Below are 18,622 nucleotides of genomic sequence, written 5' to 3' on the forward strand. Positions count from 1 at the left end.
TCATCCGATGGATGCCATTAACATCGCCGATTTGTTTTCCGAAGCTCTGTTCATTGTGGTCGCCATTGTGTCGATACTGATCGTTCCGAGTTTGGTGGTAGGCCTTGTGGTTGCCACCTTTCAGGCGGCGACTCAGATCAACGAACAGACGCTGAGTTTTCTACCGCGTCTGCTGGTCACGCTGATGATGATGATTTTTGCTGGCCCCTGGATCGTTGGCATGGTGGTGGATTTCACCAATACGCTTATCTACAACATTCCCATTCTGATTGGGTAGAGGCAGAGCCTTGGTCATTACCGACGCGCAAGTTGCGAGCTGGGTCAGCGATTTTTTCTGGCCGTTTTTCCGCATTGGCGCTTTTTTTATGATTGTTCCCATCTTCGGCGCCCAGGTCGTGCCTGCGCGCATCCGGCTGGGGTTGGCCTTTGCCATGACGGTCGCGCTCTATCCGGTTTTACCCCCAATGCCAGTCATTGAAGTAACCGGTTTGCAAAGCCTGGTGATCATCGCGATGCAACTGTTGATCGGACTCACCCTGGGGTTCGTTGTGCTCACGATTCTTCAGGTGTTCGTGTTGGCAGGGCAAACCATTTCGATGCAAATGGGTCTGGGGTTTGCGTCCATGGTCGACCCGGCCAATGGTGTATCGGTTGCGGTGTTAAGCCAGTGGTATCAGGTGCTGGTGACGCTGGTGTTTCTGTCGATTAACGGCCACCTGATCGTGCTTGAAGTGTTGGCGGAGTCTTTTTTCCTGATGCCGGTTAGCGAGTCGGCCTTTAGTCAGAGTGTGTTCATGTCGGTGGCCCAGTTCGGTGCCTGGCTGTTTGAAGCATCACTGATGTTGGCATTGCCGGCCATTGCAGCCTTGCTATTGGTGAACCTGACCTTTGGTGTGATGACGCGTGCTGCACCTCAGCTAAATGTCTTTGCTCTGGGTTTCCCGGTGACCATGCTGGCCGGGTTGGTCATCGTCTGGGCCAGTTATTGGGTGGCCTTGCCGATGGTGCAGCAACTGCTCGATGTGCATCTCGACTTTATGATGCAGATTCTTCAACAACCCTGAGAGGGTAAGCCGGTGGAACTCCAGTGAGTGTGACCGGGTAATGCAGGAGAAGCCTTCCTATGGCTGAAGAAGACAGCTCCCAGGAAAAAACAGAAGAACCCACGGCGCGAAAAAAGGAAAAAGCCGCGGAGGAGGGCAACATTGCCCGCTCGAAAGAACTCAACACTTCTGCCATTCTGGTGGCGGCCGCGGTGGGCCTGTTGATTTTCGGGCCGGCCATGGCGGGTAACTTGCTGGACATTATGAAGTTCAGCTTCAGTTTTGACCCTAACGCAAGCTGGGATACCAGGGTCGCTTTGGGGTATCTGGAAATTTCGTTTGTTGAGGCCATGTGGTCTTTGCTGCCGCTGTTTCTGTTGTTGCTGGTCGCCGCCTTTTTTGGCCCGATTGGGTTGGGTGGCTGGAATTTTTCAACCAAAGCCATCGCCCCCAAAGGCAGCCGCCTGAACCCTCTGTCGGGCCTCAAACGCATGTTTTCAATGAACGCTCTGGTGGAACTGTTGAAAGGCTGGGGCAAAGTACTGATCGTTGGCAGTGTGGCGGTGCTGGTGCTGGTTGGTCTGAAAGACGATTTCATCAGTATGGTCTTTGAACCCACCATACCGTCAGTGCAACATGCTGCCATTGTGTTGGCGTGGACATTTTTGCTGATCTGCTGCAGCACCATCATCATCGCGATCGTCGACATTCCGTTTCAGATTTACAGTCACACCAAAAAGCTGAAAATGACGATGCAGGAAGTTAAGGAGGAGTACAAAAATACCGAAGGGAAACCGGAAGTTAAAAGCAAAATCAGGCAGCTGCAGCGTGAAATGGCAAACCGCCGCATGATGGCCGACGTTCCGGATGCCGATGTGGTGATCACCAACCCGACTCACTACGCGGTCGCACTCAAATACGACCCACAAGGCATGCCCGCGCCCATGTTGCTGGCAAAAGGGGTTGATGAAACCGCTCTGAAAATTCGGGAAATTGCCGGTGAGTATAAGATTCCGGTTCTCGAAATGCCGGCGTTGGCCCGGTCGATCTATCACCATACCGAGATCGGTCAGGAAATACCGGAAGGGCTTTATGTGGCCGTTGCCCAGGTTCTTGCGTTTGTCTTCCAGACCGACCAATGGAAGAAAGGCCGGGCGCCCAAACCTGAACGCAAACCGTCGGTCGATATTCCTGATGATCTGAAAGCCGACGACTAGTTTCGGTCCTGAATGGGCGTCTTTGGCCCAATCCTTGCGATACCTCCTGTAACTCCCTGCATTCGCCTGAAAATTGACAGATGGCCCTATTCGATAACATCAAAGGTTTTGGTACACAGGTCCGCTCTCTGGACCGTGGCGCGGTTCTGACCAGCACGCGCAGCAATGCCAAAATGATGACACAACGGGTGCTCGGCATCCCATTTATGATGCTGATGGTGCTGGGGCTGATGACGCTGCCCGTGCCGCCCATATTGCTCGACGCTTTTTTCACCTTCAATATTGCGCTGTCCATCGTTGTTTTGCTGGTTGCTATATACGTATTGCGACCCCTCGATTTCGCCGTTTTTCCTTCGATCATTCTGGTTGCCACCTTGCTGCGACTGGCCTTGAATGTCGCGTCTACCCGGGTTGTATTGCTCTATGGCCATGAAGGTGGCGATGCAGCGGGGAAGGTGATTGAGGCCTTCGGTGAAGTGCTGATTGGGGGTAATTACGCCGTCGGCTTTATCGTGTTCGCCATTCTGATGATCATCAACTTTGTTGTGGTGACCAAGGGCGCGGGCCGTGTCTCTGAAGTCAGCGCGCGGTTTACTCTCGATGCGATGCCGGGCAAGCAAATGGCCATCGATGCGGATTTAAACGCCGGCCTGATTGATGCCGAAACCGCCAAGACCCGGCGTTCGGAAATTGCGCAGGAAGCCGATTTCTATGGCTCGATGGACGGTGCCTCCAAATTCGTTCGCGGTGATGCCATTGCCGGCATCCTGATTTTGGCGATCAACATTTTCGGCGGGCTCGCCATCGGCATGATGCAGCATGACCTGGATTTCGGTCAGGCACTGCAAGTCTATGCCCTGTTAACGATCGGCGATGGCCTGGTTGCTCAAATACCGTCGCTGCTGCTGTCGGTCGCGGCCGCCATTATGGTGACGCGCAACAGCAACAGCCAGGAGATGGGCGACCAAATCATGGCGCAAATGTTTTCCACGCCCAAGGCGTTGGGCATTGCGGCCTTTATGATGTTCGTCATGGGTATTTTGCCGGGCATGCCGCACACCGTGTTTCTGACGCTGGCGTTTTTGGCGGGGCTTGGTGCCTTGTTCATTGTCTTTCGTCAAAAACAGGCCGATGGGGAGAACTTCTTTCCCGGCATGCCCGACAAGCCTTCCAAAGGACCCGGAAAAACCGGGCCGGCTGGGAAGCCACTGAAAGGTGAATTGGCGGGTACGGAAGCGCCGGCGATTGCCAGCGAAAGCGAAACCCGGGAGCTGAGCTGGGATGATGTGCAACCGGTCGATATCGTCGGTTTGGAAGTCGGGTACCGGCTGATTCCGATGGTTGACCGCTCCCAGGGGGGGCAATTGCTGGGGCGGATTAAGGGGATTCGCAAGAAACTGTCTCAGGAACTGGGGTTTCTGGTGCCATCGATTCATATTCGCGACAACCTGGATCTAATGCCCAATGCCTATCGGCTGACGCTGATGGGGGTCGGCATCGCCGAAGCCGAGGTGTATCCCGACCGGGAGTTGGCCATCAACCCGGGGCAGGTATTCGGACCGCTGGAGGGCGCCAAAACGACAGATCCGGCCTTCGGACTGGAAGCCATCTGGATTGAAGCTACCCAGAAAGAGCGTGCACAGACGCTGGGCTACACCGTGGTTGACGCCAGTACCGTGGTGGCCACACACGTCAATCATTTGTTGCAACAACACGCCTATGAGTTGCTTGGCCATGAAGAAGCCCAGCAAATGCTCGACCTGCTGTCGAAGAAATCGCCGAAGCTGGCCGAAGAGCTGGTTCCGAACACGGTCTCGCTGAGCCAGTTACTGAAGGTGCTGCAGAACCTGCTGATAGAGCAGGTACCGGTTCGTGATTTGCGCAGCATTGCTGAATCGCTGACGAATTTGCAGCCCAAGACCCAGGATATCGGCCAATTGACCAACGCCGCCCGGATGGGGTTGTCCCGGCTGATCGTGCAGGGCATCGTCGGGAACGACAGAGAGATACCCGTTATCACGTTAGATCGCTCGTTGGAACAGTTGTTGCAGAAGACAGTTCAACAAGCCGGAAATGATGGGAATCTTGACGGGGTGTCGCTGGAACCAGGCATGGCTGAACGGTTGCAGCAATCGCTACAGGAAACCGTTTCACGCCTGGAGCAGGAGGGCAAACCAGCCGTGTTGCTGGTCTCGGCATCGGTTCGAATGCTTCTGGCGCGTTTTGTACGCCATGGTGTTCCCAATCTTAAAGTCCTGAGTTTTCAGGAAATTCCGGACAACAAACACATTACCATTGTTGCGTCTGTAGGTGGCCAGTGAGGAATCGTCGATGAAAGTTAAACGCTTTGTGGTGCCCAGCATGCAGGTTGGTCTGAAGCAGATAGGCGCAGCCCTGGGGCCGGGTGCGGTCATTTTATCGAATAAGAAGCTGGCCAGCGGGTTGGAGATCGTAGCCGGAGTCGACGAAGCCGAACTGGCGGAGTATCAGGCCAGCCAGCCAACTGCCGCTGACCCTCAAGCCATCATCAAAGCATCTGGCGAGCGCAACGGTTCCAGCAAACTGGACCCGGCGTCGATGCAGCATTTGCTGGAAGCGCTGGCACCCCAGACACGGGCTGCCTTTGCCGGTACTGAAGCCGCACCGGCCCCCGTTGCCCCGGAGCGTACCGAGGCCGCTGCATCGGCACTGAGCAGACCAGTGCCCGCGGCCACCAGACCCGAGCAGCCCGAGCCAGTGCCTGTTGAGCGCTGGGGCGCGGATCATCAGGCGCGGCGCGAGGCAGCCGGTGAGCGCAGTGCAGACGACAAACAATGGGTGCGGGTCATGCGCGAAGAGATCGATAGCCTGCGCCAGTTGCTGATACAGCAAACCGAACATCTGCAGTCGGTAACACCCTCGGCGATGTCGCCACAGCGAGAGCGGCTCGAAGCCCGGTTGCAGACCCTGGGGCTGAGTGCTCCGGTGCAACGTTCGCTGCTGCGTCAGTTTGATAGCGAAACCAGCCTGGATATCAACTGGCGCCGGGTAATGGGACGCCTGGCGGCGGGTATGACCGCGCCGGTATTTGACCCGGTTGTACAGGGTGGCCATATTGCGCTTTGCGGTCCCACCGGTGCGGGCAAAACCACGACGCTGGCCAAGCTGGCGGCCCGCTATGTCAAACACCATGGCAGCGCGGGCATTGCCATTGTCAGCACCGACTTTTTTCAGATGGGCGCCCAGGATGCGCTGGCCAACATCGCCCGGATACTGGGCGTTCATTTTGTGGGTCTGCAAGAGGACGAGTCGCTGACTGAGGTGCTGGCCGGTCTGTCCGATCGTAATCTGGTGCTGATTGACTCCAGCGGCAGTCGCGAGGCACTGGCTCATTGGCGGAAACAGGTGATCGATACGGGTCTGGATCAGCGGCTTCAGACCGTGATGGTATTGCCCGCGACGGCGCATGCCGATGGCATTAGCCAATACATTAACGGCTTCCCGGGGCGGCGGATTGATGGCGTTGTCGTCACCAAGCTCGACGAAGCCCCCTGTTTTGGCGGAATTTTTGACGCTATCCTCAGGCATCGTTGGCCGCTGTGGTACACCACCGACGGACAGAACATCCCGGCTGATATCGCCCTGGGTGATCCTGTTTCGCTGGTAAAGCGGCTGGTCAAAGGCTTAAGTGAGACTAAAACCAAACTGGCATACGCCAGTTGACCACCGGGGTTGAGCATCGTCGCTGGCGCTAACGGCCTGGTCTGAACACAAGCACCGACAAAGTGACGCTATTTGCCTATACTGTGGCAAGACTGGAGAAACAGAATCGAATGAGTGGTTTGAATCCTATTCAAGTGATTGCCGTCACCGGCGGTAAAGGTGGTGTTGGCAAGAGCAATATGTCGGTCAACCTGGCGGTCGCCCTGGCTGAGCTTGGCAAACGTGTCGTGTTGCTGGATGCCGATCTGGGTCTGGCCAACATTGACATTCTGCTGGGCATCTCCGCTGGTCGTAACATCAGCGATGTACTCAATGGCAACGCCGAATTGCGGGACATACTCGTGCCTGGCCCGGGTGGGGTGAAGATCATCCCGGCTTCGTCCGGAACCCAGAAAATGGCCAACCTCGGTGAGCGTGAGCATGCCGGTATCATTGCCGCTTTCAGTGAACTTGGTGATCAGATGGATGTGCTGATCGTCGATACGGCGGCGGGTATCTCCAAGACGGTCACCAACTTCGTACGGGCCGCCCAGGAGGCGATTATTGTCGTGACCGATGAACCTACCTCGGTCACCGATGCGTATGCTCTGATCAAGGTGCTTAACCGGGATTGCCAGGTCGACCGCTTCCGCGTCGTGGCTAACATGGTGCGTACGCCGTCGGAAGGGCAAAACCTGTTTAACAAATTGTCTAAAGTGACGGACCGCTTTTTAGATGTCACTCTGCAGTATGTGGGGTCGGTACCGATGGATGAATCGGTGCGCAAGGCGGTTCAGCGGCAAAAGGCGGTAATCGAAGCTTACCCGCGTTCAAAAGCGTCGGTAGCTTACCGGTCGATTGCCCAGAAAGTGGCCACCTGGCCATTGCCCAGCACTCCCAGAGGGAATCTGGAGTTTTTTGTTGAGCGACTCGTCAACGGAGCGGGAGTCGCCTGAGATGTCGGTGCAGCAGTACACTATGTATCAAACCGAAAAAAAGGTTGATTACAATCGACTGGTCGAGGATCACGCCGTTCTGGTCAAACGCATCGCGCACCACTTGCTGGCGCGGTTACCAGACAGCGTGCAACTGGATGACCTGGTTCAATCCGGAATGATCGGTCTGTTCGAGGCGGCCCAGAACTACGATAACGCCAAAGGGGCCAGTTTCGAGACCTACGCGGGCATTCGCATTCGCGGCGCCATGCTCGATGAAGTGCGCAAAGGTGACTGGATTCCCCGCAGTGTACACCGCAATTCGCGAAGAATTGCCGATGCAATTCGCGAGATTGAAATGCGTGAGGGCCGGGATGCGCAGGACCAGGAGGTGGCAACCTCGCTGGGCATGAGCCTCGACGATTATTACGGCTTGCTCAAAGACACTCACGGCTCGCGCCTGTTCAGCTTCGAAGAACTGATTGAACAGGGCAACGGCGATTTGCAGGACTATCAGGCCAATCACAGCCAAACGCCGCTGCCGGCAATGGATGTCGAACACGACCAGCTCAACCAGCATCTGGCAGAGGCCATCAAACAACTGCCCGAACGCGAACAACTGGTGCTCTCTTTGTATTACGATGAAGAACTGAACCTCAAGGAGATCGGCGCGGTACTGGGTGTCAGTGAAAGCCGCGTTAGTCAGATTCACAGTCAGGCGGCGTTGCGGTTACGGTCCAAACTTCGGGACTGGCAAGCCGACACGTCCCAAATTTGACGCGCCTTTCCGGGTTACTCGCCGCGCCTGTTGCAGCGGCTCAACTTGGCTTAGAAAGCCACACCGCGCTTTACCCACCCTCACGATGGGGTAAACTAGCGACGAATTCATACGCAGGTTCGGCAATTTCCCCCCTAAACTATTGTGATCACCGGTCGATAACCTATCCAGTTGGGTCCTTCTGGAGCGGCGTCAGTGGCCCGGATGTTCAATCATCTTTGAACCTGGAGAGCGTGTCCGACCAGCGTGTCATGGGTGTTGCCCCGTTGCCTTGTCACCTTGGGCAGACAGCGGCTGGTTGTCAGACAGTTTTGGGAGCAGGTCAGTGACCGGTAGGGCGGTAGTTCACCGTACTTAAGGTTACAGGACTGGATTGCCGGATGTCAGAGTCTATTATGTCTGGGACGGTACCATTCGGGAGAGGCTTTAGGAGGTCATCTTGAACAAGAATATGAAAATTCTGGTAGTGGACGATTTCTCGACAATGCGTCGCATTGTCAAGAACCTGCTGCGAGATCTGGGCTTTAGCAATACCCACGAAGCGGATGACGGCAATACGGCCTGGCCGATGTTGCAGAACGGCGATTTTGATTTCGTGGTGACCGACTGGAACATGCCGGGTATGACCGGTATTGATCTGTTGAAAAAGATTCGGGCCGACGAACGCCTCAAGGGAACGCCGGTATTAATGGTGACCGCAGAGGCCAAGCGGGATCAGATTGTAGCGGCTGCCCAGGCCGGTGTTAACGGCTACGTCGTCAAGCCATTCACGGCGGCTGCGCTGAAAGAAAAAATCGAAAAAATCTTTGAACGTGTCGACGGTTAAGTCGGTAATCGTTCCAGTAGTCAAAAGAGGCCACCATGGCTGATGCACGCAAACCGATAGCGCTCGATTTCCAAAATGCCCTGAAAGAACTGGCGCCCGTACTGTTAAGTCAGGTCGAGCATGGCCATATGGATGAAGCGGCCGCAACGCTGGTGACCTTGCAGCATGCCCGTCAGGCGGGCAGCGGTGACAATGAGTTTTCAGCGGTATTGAAAGAGAAAGCGGCTGAGTTGCATCGTCGAATTGAAGCGGGTGAAGTCGAATCAGCGCTCGAGACCCTACAAGAGATGCAGGATGCCCGCGATCGCGGCTTGTATCAGGAAGTGGGTCGCTTAACGCGGGCTTTGCACAGCGCCATCACCAATTTTCACATCGACTCCGACCCTAGTGAACGCGTTGAGGCCTTGTCGGAGATGACCGATGCAACCGACCGGCTTGAGTACGTGATTAAGCTGACGGAAAAGGCCGCGAACACAACCCTTGATTTGGTTGAAGAGAGCATGCCGGTCGTCGCGGGGCTGACGTCTGAGGCGACTCGGCTGAAAACAGAGTGGAAAAGACTGGTCGACCGGGATTTAAGCGCCGACGAGTTTCGATCTTTGTATTGGGAAGTGGACGCTTTTTTTGATCAGGTCTCAGACCAGTCACAGAGTGTCTACCAGCATTTGTCTGACATCCTCATGGCTCAGGATTTTCAGGATCTGACGGGGCAGGTGATTAATCGGGTGACTGGCCTGGTCAAAGAAGTTGAAGCCAGCCTGGTCGATCTGGTGTTTATGGCCAGCCAGGTAGAAGAGATTACCGGCATAGTAAGGGATGGCGAACCTGAGAAGGAGAACGACAGGCTCAAGGGCGAAGGCCCACAGATCAACAAAGCTGCAGAAGACGTCGTTGCCAATCAGGACGATGTTGATGATCTGCTGTCCAGTCTTGGGTTTTAAGGAGCACGCCAATGGGCTTCGAAGCGGATGAAGAGATATTACAGGACTTTCTGGTCGAAGCCGGAGAGATTCTGGAGCAGTTGTCTGAACAGCTGATTGACCTCGAAAAGAGCCCGGACGACCGGGATCTGCTCAATTCGATTTTTCGGGGTTTTCATACGGTTAAAGGCGGCGCCGGCTTTTTGCAACTCAATGCACTGGTCGACTGCTGTCACGCGGCTGAAAACGTCTTTGATACGTTGCGCAACGGGCACAGAACCATCGATGCCGACCTGATGGACGCCGTGTTAAAAGCGCTCGATTCCGTCAACGACATGTTTGCCCAGGTCAGCAGTGGCGCTGCCCCCGAGCCGGCCGATCCGGAATTGGTTGAGTTGCTTCATCGGTATGCCGCACCGCAGGTACCGGGTGAACAGATCGGTGCAGTCGATGATGAGTCACCGGCGCCCGAAGCACCGGCCCAGTCGGCAGAACCGGCGGCGGGCGACGACATTACCGACGATGAGTTCGAAGCCTTGCTCGATGCTCTGGAGGCCGGCAAAGGCAGCACGGAGACCCAGCCCGTGTCGCCGACCGAGCCAGCGGCCGAGTCGGCCGGTGGTAATGGCGATGAGATTTCCGACGACGAATTTGAGGCACTGCTGGATCAACTGCATGGCAAAGGCAAATTCAATGCCGATGGCACGGCCGCAGTTGCCGCAGACGAGCCTGCCGCACAGCCTCCTGAGCCGCCTGAAAAGCCTGAAGCGGAGACGTCAGCGGGTACTCCGGCAAACAACGACGAAATCTCAGATGATGAATTTGAAGCCTTGCTGGATCAACTTCACGGCAAAGGCCAATTCAAGGTAGAGGCGATTCCAAAGGCGGCCCAGCCCGCTGACGACGCCGCAGCCAGTGCTAAGACGCCGGGCGACAAAGCAGAGGCTACTGAGCCTGCCGGCGCTGAACCTGTGAAACCCGAGCCCGCCAAAACCGAGCCCGCAAAGAAGGCGCCTGCACCAGCTGCACCGGCGGCTAAAGCCGAGGCGCCCCGTCCCGCGAAGGCAGAGCCAGCACCGGCCGCGCCGGAACGGGCCAACGCCCAGGACACAACCGTTCGGGTTGATACCAAACGCCTGGACGACATCATGAACATGGTGGGCGAACTGGTGCTGGTGCGTAACCGTCTGGTTCGGTTGGGAGTCGAGCTGGATGACGAGACCTTGCAGAAAGCCGTTGGTAACCTGAATGTGGTGACGGCCGATTTACAGGCGTCGGTCATGAAGACACGCATGCAACCGATCAAGAAGGTATTCGGGCGCTTCCCCCGCGTCGTACGGGATCTGGCCCGTAGCCTGAAAAAAGACATTGTGCTGGAGCTTATTGGCGAAGAAACCGACCTCGATAAAAATCTCGTGGATGCCCTGGCTGACCCGCTGGTTCACCTGGTACGCAACTCGGTGGATCACGGTATCGAAACGCCGGAAGTCCGTGAAGCCGCCGGAAAACCCCGCACCGGCAAGGTCGTATTGTCGGCCGAGCAGGAGGGCGACCATATCCTGCTGATCATTCGCGACGACGGCGGCGGGATGGACCCGGATAAACTCCGCGGAATTGCCGTTAAACGTGGCGTTATGGATCAGGAAGCCGCCGACCGTCTCAGTAATGCCGAATGCTTTAATCTGATTTTTGCCCCGGGCTTCAGTACCAAGACCGAGATTTCTGACGTCTCCGGCCGGGGTGTCGGCATGGACGTGGTGAAAACCAAAATTACCCAGTTGAACGGGTCGATCGACATCGACTCGCAGATGGGCGTCGGTACCGTCATTTCCATCAAAGTACCGCTGACGCTGGCGATCATGCCAACACTGATGGTGATGTTGGGCGACCAGGCCTTTGCACTGCCTCTGGTTAACGTTAACGAGATTTTCCATCTCGATCTGACCCGTACCAACGTTGTCGACGGTAAAGAAGTGGTGATGGTTCGTGGCAAGCCCATCCCACTGTACTATCTTAAACGCTGGCTCACCCGGGAATCGATGCCCGAGGGCGAAGAGGCCGGGCATGTTGTTGTGGTGACGGTCGGCACCCAGAAAGTCGGGTTTGTGGTGGACCAGCTGGTTGGTCAGGAAGAAGTCGTGATCAAACCCCTGGGGCAGATGTTGCAGGGTACAGAAGGCATGTCCGGTGCGACCATTACCGGCGATGGCCGCATCGCCCTGATTCTGGATGTACCCGGTTTGCTCAAGGCCTACGCTCGGCCCTGAGTTGGGGGAGTCTGGCATGATGCATGGTCGAGCGGTAGAGTGGGGGCGCTGACGGCAGGCTCGTCCCCGGCCGCGCACCCTCAACCCAATACAACAAGAGAGGCGGAACCCCGCTCGGAATGCCAGGGCGCCCGCCAGGACACACTTCCTTCCAGGGAGAAGTAAATGCCCATTTCGGTGCTGATCGTAGACGATTCCAGCTTTTTCCGAACCCGCATTCGCGGATTGATCAATTCCCACCCCGAATTGAATGTCATAGGTGAAGCGACCAATGGCCGTGAAGCTGTCGACAAGACCGTCCGCCTGAAGCCCGATGTTGTGACCATGGATTACGAAATGCCGCTGATGGATGGTATTTCAGCGGTTCGCGAAATCATGGCGAAACAGCCGACCCCGATTCTGATGTTCTCGTCACTGACTCAGGCCGGTGCCCGTGTCACCCTCGACGCGCTTGATGCTGGCGCGGTTGATTTTCTGCCCAAGAGCTACGAAGACGTCGGGGGCGGTCCCAACGCGCTTAAACGAGCCTTGTGCGAAAAAATTCTGGCCATGGCTGGACAAGCCCGGCGCCACCGGGTGCCAGCGTCAACACTGTCCAGGCCGGCGCCTGCTCCCACGCCTGCGCCTCCGGTCAGGCCGAGTGCCCGCAAGCGGTACACCCAGCGTTTTGATCTGGTAATGCTGGGAACCTCGACCGGTGGCCCGGTGGCACTGCAAAAGATTCTGACGCACATACCCGCGAATTTTCCCGCGCCCATTCTCATGATTCAGCACATGCCCGGAACCTTTACCGGTGCTTTTGCGGAGCGGCTGAACCGCCAGTGTCCGCTCAGCATCCGCGAGGCCAAAGATGGCGATTCACTGCGCCCCGGAGAAGCCCTGCTAGGGCCGGGTGGTATGCAGATGATGCTGAACGGCAAGGGACGGATCAAAATATTTGAAGGCGATGAGCGCCTCAATTACAAGCCCTCGGTCGACGTGACCTTCGGCAGCGCCGTTAAGTCTTACGGTGCTAATGTGCTGGCGGTCGTACTGACCGGTATGGGGGCTGACGGTCGTGAAGGGGCGCGTCTGATCAAGCAGGCCAACGGGGTGGTCTGGGCTCAGGAGTCCAGTACCTGCGTAATTGACGGCATGCCTTCTGCTGTCGTCAAGGCGAACCTGGCCGATGAAATCATTCCACTGTCCGACGTTGCGCGGCGCCTGGTCGAGGTTCTGACCTGACCGGTTCAATTTCCTCTTCCGCCGAGCAGATTTGATACTTGGCGCGGGCATTGCTTTATGTTCCGCAATCGATGTAAAAGGGCAAATACCGTCCGCCAATCAGACAAAAGGGGTAGAGATGATAGCGCTGGCTGGCCTTATTCTGGCCTGGATCGCCGTGTTTGGCGGTCATTTGCTGGAAGGCGGACAAGCAGGTTCGCTGACCAATATCCCGGCAGCCCTAATCGTTTTGGGCGGGACGCTGGCGGCGGGCATGATTCAGTCCGATTTTGCCACCTGGCGCCTGGCCTGGCGCCTCTTTCCCGGTATTTTCAGTCACGCTCAATGGCAAACAGAAGCCACAGAGGCAAAGCTTGTTCGCTGGTGCCAGATTGCCCGGCGCCAGGGACTTTTGTCACTGGAAGCGGATTCAAACCGTGAACAGGACGACTTTGTCCGCCTTGGCTTGCAGTTGCTGGTCGATGGCGAAAGCGTGACAAAAATCCGTCACAGCCTGGAGGTGTCGATGGACAGTCGCGAGAGTCGTACCCTCCGGGCTGCTCATTTGTTTGATTCTCTGGGTGGCTACGCACCCACCATGGGGATCATTGGGGCGGTGTTGGGGCTCATACAGGTGATGACCCAGATTGAAGATACAGCCGCACTCGGCGCCGGTATTGCCACCGCTTTTGTCGCCACGATCTATGGAGTGGGGCTGGCCAATCTGTTCTTTCTGCCCGTTGCAGCGCGTTTGAGAAGTATGGCCGAGGCCCGTTTTGGCTTCGAAGACATGGTGCTGGACGGTATTCTGGCCATTGCCGATAGTGAAAACCCACGGGTGCTTGAGCGCCGGCTGAAGGAATACCGGCCGTGAGACGTCACCGTCGTCGTACCCGGTTTCAGGGCGCCCAGACGCACCGCTGGATGATTTCCTACGCCGATTTCCTGACACTGCTGTTTGCGTTCTTTGTGTTTCTGTATGCCATCTCATCAATAGACGAGTCCAAATTTCAGGCGGTTAGCCAGAACCTGTTGCAGATATTCGATGTGCGACCGAGCAGCGTCGACCCGATTGAATTGAACGCGACCCCGCAGGGCCCCGATGTGTTCAACCCCCTGTTCCGGCCCGAGCCGATACCGTCGACCCGAGAAGACGTGTCTGATACGGAAACCTACCAGCAGGAATCGACCTTGCTGCAGGTGCGGCAGCAAGTTGACGAGCAGTTTCAGCAACTGATTCAGGATCAGCTGATCAGCGTCAGTGGCACGGAAAACTGGCTGGCGATAAATTTGGAAGAGCCGGTTTTATTTTCTCCCGGATCGGCCGATATAACAGCCAGCGCTGAAGCGGTTTTGTACGAAGTGGCCAAGGTTCTGGCGCCGTTGCGAAACCCGGTGGCGGTTGAAGGGTATACCGACTCGTCGCCCACGGGAAACGACGAGCTGAGCAACTGGGGCCTTTCGGCGTTGCGGGCGGTCAGTGTCGTTGAATACCTGGAGCAGGGCGGGGTCGCCCCTGAGCGGTTGTCAGCACTGGGGTTTGGCCAATATCAGCCGCGCTTTGATGAAACCAATGCAGCGCGGGCAGAGCGCAACCGCCGGGTGAGCATCGTCATTACCCGGCTGAATACGTCCAATGTTCTGGTGCCGCCAACTGCTGCACCGGTGAATGATGATCCGGCTAATTGATAGGCCAGTTTGAGCAAATAGGTTGAGGAGTTGTCATGCACGTTTGGTCGGTAGCCAATCAAAAAGGGGGTGTTGGAAAAACCACAACAGTGGTTTCTCTGGGCGCCATGCTGGCCGAAAAAGGCAAGCGGGTACTGATATTTGACCTCGATCCCCAGGGATCTCTGACCAGCTATTTTGGCCATAACCCGGACGATATGGACAACAGCGCCTTCAACTTATTTGCGAACAAGGGCAAGGTGGCTGATGACCTTCCCGGCCAGCTGTTATTGGAAACCTCGCAGCCCGGTTTGTTCCTGTTGCCAGCCTCAACCGCGCTGGCCACCCTGGAGCGTAACGTCAGCCAGCAAGATGGCATGGGCCTGGTTGTGTCCAAGACGCTGGCGCACCTGTGGGACGATTTTGACTATGCCATCATCGATACACCGCCGATTCTCGGTGTCTTGCTGATCAACTCTCTGGCGGCCTGCAAACGCTTGCTGGTGCCGGTGCAAACCGAATTTCTGGCCATTAAGGGGCTGGAGCGTATGGTGCATACCATTGCCATGGTCACCGCTTCGCAAAAACGAACGCTCGATTATCTGGTGATTCCGACGATGTTCGATCGGCGGACCCAGGCATCGCTTAAGGCGTTGCGAACGCTGCGTGAGCAGCATGAGGGGCATATCTGGCAATCCGCCATTCCCGTAGATACCCGGCTGCGCGATGCCAGCCGGGAAGGGGTTGGTATCAACCAGTTAGCGCCGGATTCCAGGGGCGCCCGGGCCTATCAGTCCTTGCTGAAGTCGCTGATGGCGTTGGGGTAAGGTGATGAGTCTCTGTTTTGATACAGCCCATCGCCGTGTGCCGTCTGCTGGCTTGAAAGTCAGGGGTAACGGGGGCCTGGCATGGTAAAGACGACGCGAACGACCGACATAAAAGTATCGGCTACCGACGTGGCACTGGCCAATTATTTGGATGCCATGTTGCATACCGCGACGGAGGCAGACGACGCTCGTTGGCCCGATCCTGATCCGGAACCCGAGGCGCTGGCGAAACCGACAGTGCCAGTACCGGTCGTTGACCCACCGGTTACAGCGCCAGAGGTCGATGTGGCACCACCGCTGGTGACCTCTGCGCCAGTAACCGAACAGGTGGACACTCAACTCCCGGAGCTAGGCACTCGGGAAGCGTCGCCACCGACGGTGGAATCAGCACAGGTCGAACCCCTGACGGACGATGTCCCTTCAATTGAGATTGCGGAGCCTGCCTCTGCGGCAATCACTGCTCCGGAATCGGAGTCGGAAGACAACAACGACCTCAGCCGCTGGCTCGATAATGGGCGGCCGGTGTGGGCACAGCAGCGGTTTGATTGCCTGGTCTTTGTGGTCGATGGTCTGAAACTGGCCGTACCACTGATCTTGCTGGGCAACATTCACCCTCTGGACCGGGATCTGACTCCGCTGTTCGATCAGCCCGAGTGGTTTTTGGGGCTGTTGCCCGTGCAAAACGGACGCAACCTGAGGGTGGTGGATACCGCGCGACTGGTGATGCCGGAGCGGTATCGCCCGGAGAGTGTCGAAGAGCTGGCCTTTGGCGTTGGCGTCTATGGCTCAGACTGGGCCTTTGGCTGTCATCAGATCGAAGGCTCAATTTCACTGGAGCCCGACGCCGTCAAATGGCGCAGTGCCCGCACCAGCCGCCCCTGGCTTGCCGGCACCATCATAGATCGGATGTGTGCCCTGGTGGATTTACACGAATTCGCCAGAACCGCATTCAAGGCTCGCAGTGCCTGATCCGACCGGGGCTTTGCGGCGAATCGGAATCAGGCGCTGGACGGGCAACTGGAGTACACTATAGTGACGAAACGCAGTCGCAACAGCATTTATGAGGGTGAGCTATGACAGCGCAAACAGCGAAGACCGGAAACGACCCGATTCTGCAATGGGTGACCTTCCGTCTGGGCGAGGAGACATACGGCATTAATGTGATGCAAGTACGTGAAGTACTGCGTTACTCCGAAATAGCGCCGGTACCCGGTGCGCCCAGTTATGTGATCGGCATTATCAACCTGCGCGGTAACGTGGTCACTGTGGTGGACACCCGTGAGCGCTTTGGTCTGGCACCGGCCGACGTGACCGACAACACCCGTATTGTGATTCTGGAATCTGAGGATCAGGTCGTCGGGATTATGGTCGATGCGGTGGCCGAAGTGGTTTACCTGCGGCAGTCAGAAATCGAAACCGCCCCCAACGTTGGCAGTAACGAGAGTGCCCGTTACATACAGGGCGTCTGCCATAAGAACGATGAACTGCTGATTCTTATTGAAATTGAAAAACTGCTGACCGAGCGCGAGTGGGCGGAAATAGCCGATCTCTGAGCGTCGCAGGCTGACCGACCAGGCGTGATGGCGCAACTTGTGCATAACCCTCTGAAACGTCAAGAGTCTGACTGGACAGAGGGTAACATAGCATGGCATTCGCAGAACTTTGGGTCGCACAGGGGTTTTCACTAGGGCCAACGCTGGTTATTGGCGGTTTGATCATCCTACTGGCTCTGGTACATTGGCGCCACGGGCGGAGATTGCGTCAGCTGGAAGCCCGACTGGAGCAAACGCATCAGGCATTGCGCCAGGAAGTCAAAATGATGGGGCAGGGCGCCATTGGTGTGGGTCACCGGGTAAAACATCTGGAAAAGCAGTTGCGTACCCAGCCAAGTCCGTTTGAGCAATTGCTGATGCAATCGGCTAAAACTCCGGAACCCGTTTCCGAAGCAAAACGCCCCAAGGCACAACCGAAGATGGCGCCAATTGAGAAGCCAGCCCCGGCACGCTCACAAAGCCGGGCAGAGCAAGCCCTGGCGCAATGGATGAGCGACACCCGACATACCGCATAAGGACACCCCTTGACTCTGATCCAGGCTATTCGAATCGCTGCCAGCCTCTCTCTTGTAGCATTGACACCGCTGGCTGCGGCTCAGAGTCATGACCCCTTCGAGTCGACCAACCGGGTCATATACCGGGTCAACGACGGCCTTGACCAGGCCGTATTGAGACCGTTGTCGGTGACCTACCAGACCGTGACACCCGACCCGATGGAGCGGGGTGTGCGCAACTTCTTTCAGAACATTGGTGAAGTACGTAACGCGACCAATAATCTGTTGCAGGGTAAATGGCGTGCAACCGGCTCCTCAACCGGACGTTTTGTGATCAACTCTACGGTGGGCTTGCTGGGGGTATTCGACGTCGCGCGTCACATCGGGATCGAACGTAAAGTCGAAGACTTTGGGCAAACACTGGGGGTCTGGGGCCTGGGGCCAGGGCCTTATCTGGTTTTGCCCCTGCTTGGACCTTCCAGCGTGCGCGACAGTTCCGGCTTTCTGGGCGATATCTGGCTGAGCCCGTTGCAGTACTCCGATTTCAACCTGGTTGAGCGCAGCGGACTGGCAACACTGGACGGTCTACAAACCCGTGCTGACCTGCTGGGGTCTGATCGGCTGATGAGCGGAGACGGGTATCTGGTGCTGCGCGAGGCTTACTTGTCGAAACGCAATTACGATGTGTCTGATGGCAAAAACGTGTCCGACAGCTTTCTGGATGAGCCGGTTGGCTCATCAACTTCAGATGAAGACTTTGTTGACGAGGGTGGTTTCGGGGGAGCAGAAGACCCGGACGACGCCTTTATTGACGAGTCGTTCTAAGCTACCCCGAACCGACGACAGGCGGTTATCGCAGGCTGAGTATTTCCATGCCCAACTGATAGCTCTGATCATCCCTCGCATCGCATCGCAGCACCCGGGCCCTGGCATCCAAAGAGCGAAACTGTTCGTTGGGTGATTCGATCGTTACTCCCACCTCGGTTCCTTTTGCCAGCGGCTGTGCGGCCACCAGGCTGATGCCGGTTGCGCTCAGGTCGGTGCACTGGGCGGTCAGGGGCGGGGTTTGATCGGCCAGGTGTATCAGGGCTTCCGCGTTAAGGGTCATGCGTATGAAATCGCGCTTTTCGCCGTAATCTTTGTCCGCTGTGCTCATAGTCACCTCTCTGTCCCGGTCTGGTCGTGCGTCGGTTTGGACAAGCTGTTCGGG

At 56.7% G+C, this 18,622-nt stretch carries 19 protein-coding genes; 18 read left to right on the forward strand and 1 reads right to left on the reverse strand.

Features of this window, described 5'->3' with window-relative positions:
* Positions 1 to 7: 7 nt before the first annotated feature.
* The 18 genes from EP166_RS02510 (at position 8) to EP166_RS02595 (ending at position 18,237) form a co-directional block, all read left to right on the forward strand.
* Positions 8 to 277, forward strand: coding sequence for a flagellar biosynthetic protein FliQ (locus EP166_RS02510; protein ID WP_127555229.1), 270 nt, complete (start codon positions 8 to 10; stop codon positions 275 to 277).
* A gap of 10 nt (positions 278 to 287) precedes the next feature.
* On the forward strand, positions 288 to 1,064 hold the full coding sequence (gene fliR, locus EP166_RS02515; protein ID WP_246026201.1) for a flagellar biosynthetic protein FliR: 777 nt from the start codon (positions 288 to 290) through the stop codon (positions 1,062 to 1,064).
* 59 nt (positions 1,065 to 1,123) lie between these two features.
* Positions 1,124 to 2,260 (forward strand): flagellar biosynthesis protein FlhB, encoded by a 1,137-nt coding sequence (gene flhB, locus EP166_RS02520; protein WP_127555230.1) that lies wholly within the window; start codon positions 1,124 to 1,126, stop codon positions 2,258 to 2,260.
* A gap of 80 nt (positions 2,261 to 2,340) precedes the next feature.
* The gene (flhA, locus tag EP166_RS02525; protein ID WP_127555231.1) at positions 2,341 to 4,581 is read left to right on the forward strand and encodes a flagellar biosynthesis protein FlhA; all 2,241 of its coding nucleotides are present in this window, start codon (positions 2,341 to 2,343) and stop codon (positions 4,579 to 4,581) included.
* 10 nt (positions 4,582 to 4,591) lie between these two features.
* Positions 4,592 to 5,962: a flagellar biosynthesis GTPase FlhF gene (flhF, locus tag EP166_RS02530; RefSeq protein WP_127555232.1), complete on the forward strand. Its 1,371-nt coding sequence runs from the start codon at positions 4,592 to 4,594 to the stop codon at positions 5,960 to 5,962.
* 110 nt (positions 5,963 to 6,072) lie between these two features.
* Complete coding sequence (locus EP166_RS02535) at positions 6,073 to 6,897, forward strand: MinD/ParA family protein (protein ID WP_028670051.1); 825 nt, start codon at positions 6,073 to 6,075, stop codon at positions 6,895 to 6,897.
* A 22-nt stretch (positions 6,898 to 6,919) separates the two neighbouring features.
* Positions 6,920 to 7,654, forward strand: a complete 735-nt coding sequence (locus tag EP166_RS02540; protein ID WP_127555233.1) for an RNA polymerase sigma factor FliA — start codon at positions 6,920 to 6,922, stop codon at positions 7,652 to 7,654.
* A gap of 451 nt (positions 7,655 to 8,105) precedes the next feature.
* Positions 8,106 to 8,480 (forward strand): chemotaxis response regulator CheY, encoded by a 375-nt coding sequence (locus EP166_RS02545; protein ID WP_425470008.1) that lies wholly within the window; start codon positions 8,106 to 8,108, stop codon positions 8,478 to 8,480.
* 35 nt (positions 8,481 to 8,515) lie between these two features.
* Positions 8,516 to 9,421 (forward strand): protein phosphatase CheZ, encoded by a 906-nt coding sequence (locus EP166_RS02550; RefSeq protein ID WP_127555235.1) that lies wholly within the window; start codon positions 8,516 to 8,518, stop codon positions 9,419 to 9,421.
* Positions 9,422 to 9,432: 11 nt separating this feature from the next.
* Positions 9,433 to 11,667, forward strand: coding sequence for a chemotaxis protein CheA (locus EP166_RS02555; protein WP_127555236.1), 2,235 nt, complete (start codon positions 9,433 to 9,435; stop codon positions 11,665 to 11,667).
* A 165-nt stretch (positions 11,668 to 11,832) separates the two neighbouring features.
* Positions 11,833 to 12,891 (forward strand): protein-glutamate methylesterase/protein-glutamine glutaminase, encoded by a 1,059-nt coding sequence (locus tag EP166_RS02560; RefSeq protein ID WP_127555237.1) that lies wholly within the window; start codon positions 11,833 to 11,835, stop codon positions 12,889 to 12,891.
* Positions 12,892 to 13,009: 118 nt separating this feature from the next.
* Positions 13,010 to 13,744 (forward strand): flagellar motor protein, encoded by a 735-nt coding sequence (locus tag EP166_RS02565; protein WP_127555238.1) that lies wholly within the window; start codon positions 13,010 to 13,012, stop codon positions 13,742 to 13,744.
* On the forward strand, positions 13,741 to 14,559 hold the full coding sequence (locus EP166_RS02570) for an OmpA family protein (RefSeq protein ID WP_127555239.1): 819 nt from the start codon (positions 13,741 to 13,743) through the stop codon (positions 14,557 to 14,559). The genes EP166_RS02565 and EP166_RS02570 overlap by 4 nt, the downstream gene beginning before the upstream one ends.
* A gap of 35 nt (positions 14,560 to 14,594) precedes the next feature.
* On the forward strand, positions 14,595 to 15,365 hold the full coding sequence (locus EP166_RS02575; RefSeq protein ID WP_127555240.1) for a ParA family protein: 771 nt from the start codon (positions 14,595 to 14,597) through the stop codon (positions 15,363 to 15,365).
* A gap of 81 nt (positions 15,366 to 15,446) precedes the next feature.
* The gene (locus EP166_RS02580) at positions 15,447 to 16,334 is read left to right on the forward strand and encodes a chemotaxis protein CheW (RefSeq protein ID WP_220432473.1); all 888 of its coding nucleotides are present in this window, start codon (positions 15,447 to 15,449) and stop codon (positions 16,332 to 16,334) included.
* Between the two features lie 104 nt (positions 16,335 to 16,438).
* Positions 16,439 to 16,918: a chemotaxis protein CheW gene (locus EP166_RS02585; RefSeq protein ID WP_127555241.1), complete on the forward strand. Its 480-nt coding sequence runs from the start codon at positions 16,439 to 16,441 to the stop codon at positions 16,916 to 16,918.
* Between the two features lie 92 nt (positions 16,919 to 17,010).
* Positions 17,011 to 17,433, forward strand: a complete 423-nt coding sequence (locus tag EP166_RS02590; protein WP_127555242.1) for a hypothetical protein — start codon at positions 17,011 to 17,013, stop codon at positions 17,431 to 17,433.
* 9 nt (positions 17,434 to 17,442) lie between these two features.
* Positions 17,443 to 18,237, forward strand: a complete 795-nt coding sequence (locus tag EP166_RS02595; protein WP_127555243.1) for an MlaA family lipoprotein — start codon at positions 17,443 to 17,445, stop codon at positions 18,235 to 18,237.
* Between the two features lie 25 nt (positions 18,238 to 18,262).
* Here EP166_RS02595 and EP166_RS02600 read toward each other — a convergent pair whose 3' ends face one another.
* Entirely contained in the window at positions 18,263 to 18,568 is a 306-nt protein-coding gene (locus tag EP166_RS02600) for a PilZ domain-containing protein (RefSeq protein ID WP_127555244.1), read from the reverse strand.
* Between the last annotated feature and the right edge of the window lie 54 nt (positions 18,569 to 18,622).

Origin of the sequence: Saccharospirillum alexandrii (assembly GCF_004000275.1) — a bacterium.
GTDB classification, from domain to species: domain Bacteria; phylum Pseudomonadota; class Gammaproteobacteria; order Pseudomonadales; family Natronospirillaceae; genus Saccharospirillum; species Saccharospirillum alexandrii.

Coding starts and splice junctions, on each gene's coding strand:
- EP166_RS02510 (WP_127555229.1), top strand. CDS start 8: ATGGATGCCATTAACATCGCCGATTTGTTTTCCGAAGCTCTGTTCATT.
- flhB (WP_127555230.1), top strand. CDS start 1,124: ATGGCTGAAGAAGACAGCTCCCAGGAAAAAACAGAAGAACCCACGGCG.
- flhA (WP_127555231.1), top strand. CDS start 2,341: ATGGCCCTATTCGATAACATCAAAGGTTTTGGTACACAGGTCCGCTCT.
- flhF (WP_127555232.1), top strand. CDS start 4,592: ATGAAAGTTAAACGCTTTGTGGTGCCCAGCATGCAGGTTGGTCTGAAG.
- EP166_RS02535 (WP_028670051.1), top strand. CDS start 6,073: ATGAGTGGTTTGAATCCTATTCAAGTGATTGCCGTCACCGGCGGTAAA.
- EP166_RS02540 (WP_127555233.1), top strand. CDS start 6,920: ATGTATCAAACCGAAAAAAAGGTTGATTACAATCGACTGGTCGAGGAT.
- EP166_RS02545 (WP_425470008.1), top strand. CDS start 8,106: ATGAAAATTCTGGTAGTGGACGATTTCTCGACAATGCGTCGCATTGTC.
- EP166_RS02550 (WP_127555235.1), top strand. CDS start 8,516: ATGGCTGATGCACGCAAACCGATAGCGCTCGATTTCCAAAATGCCCTG.
- EP166_RS02555 (WP_127555236.1), top strand. CDS start 9,433: ATGGGCTTCGAAGCGGATGAAGAGATATTACAGGACTTTCTGGTCGAA.
- EP166_RS02560 (WP_127555237.1), top strand. CDS start 11,833: ATGCCCATTTCGGTGCTGATCGTAGACGATTCCAGCTTTTTCCGAACC.
- EP166_RS02565 (WP_127555238.1), top strand. CDS start 13,010: ATGATAGCGCTGGCTGGCCTTATTCTGGCCTGGATCGCCGTGTTTGGC.
- EP166_RS02575 (WP_127555240.1), top strand. CDS start 14,595: ATGCACGTTTGGTCGGTAGCCAATCAAAAAGGGGGTGTTGGAAAAACC.
- EP166_RS02580 (WP_220432473.1), top strand. CDS start 15,447: ATGGTAAAGACGACGCGAACGACCGACATAAAAGTATCGGCTACCGAC.
- EP166_RS02585 (WP_127555241.1), top strand. CDS start 16,439: ATGACAGCGCAAACAGCGAAGACCGGAAACGACCCGATTCTGCAATGG.
- EP166_RS02590 (WP_127555242.1), top strand. CDS start 17,011: ATGGCATTCGCAGAACTTTGGGTCGCACAGGGGTTTTCACTAGGGCCA.
- EP166_RS02600 (WP_127555244.1), bottom strand. CDS start 18,568: ATGAGCACAGCGGACAAAGATTACGGCGAAAAGCGCGATTTCATACGC.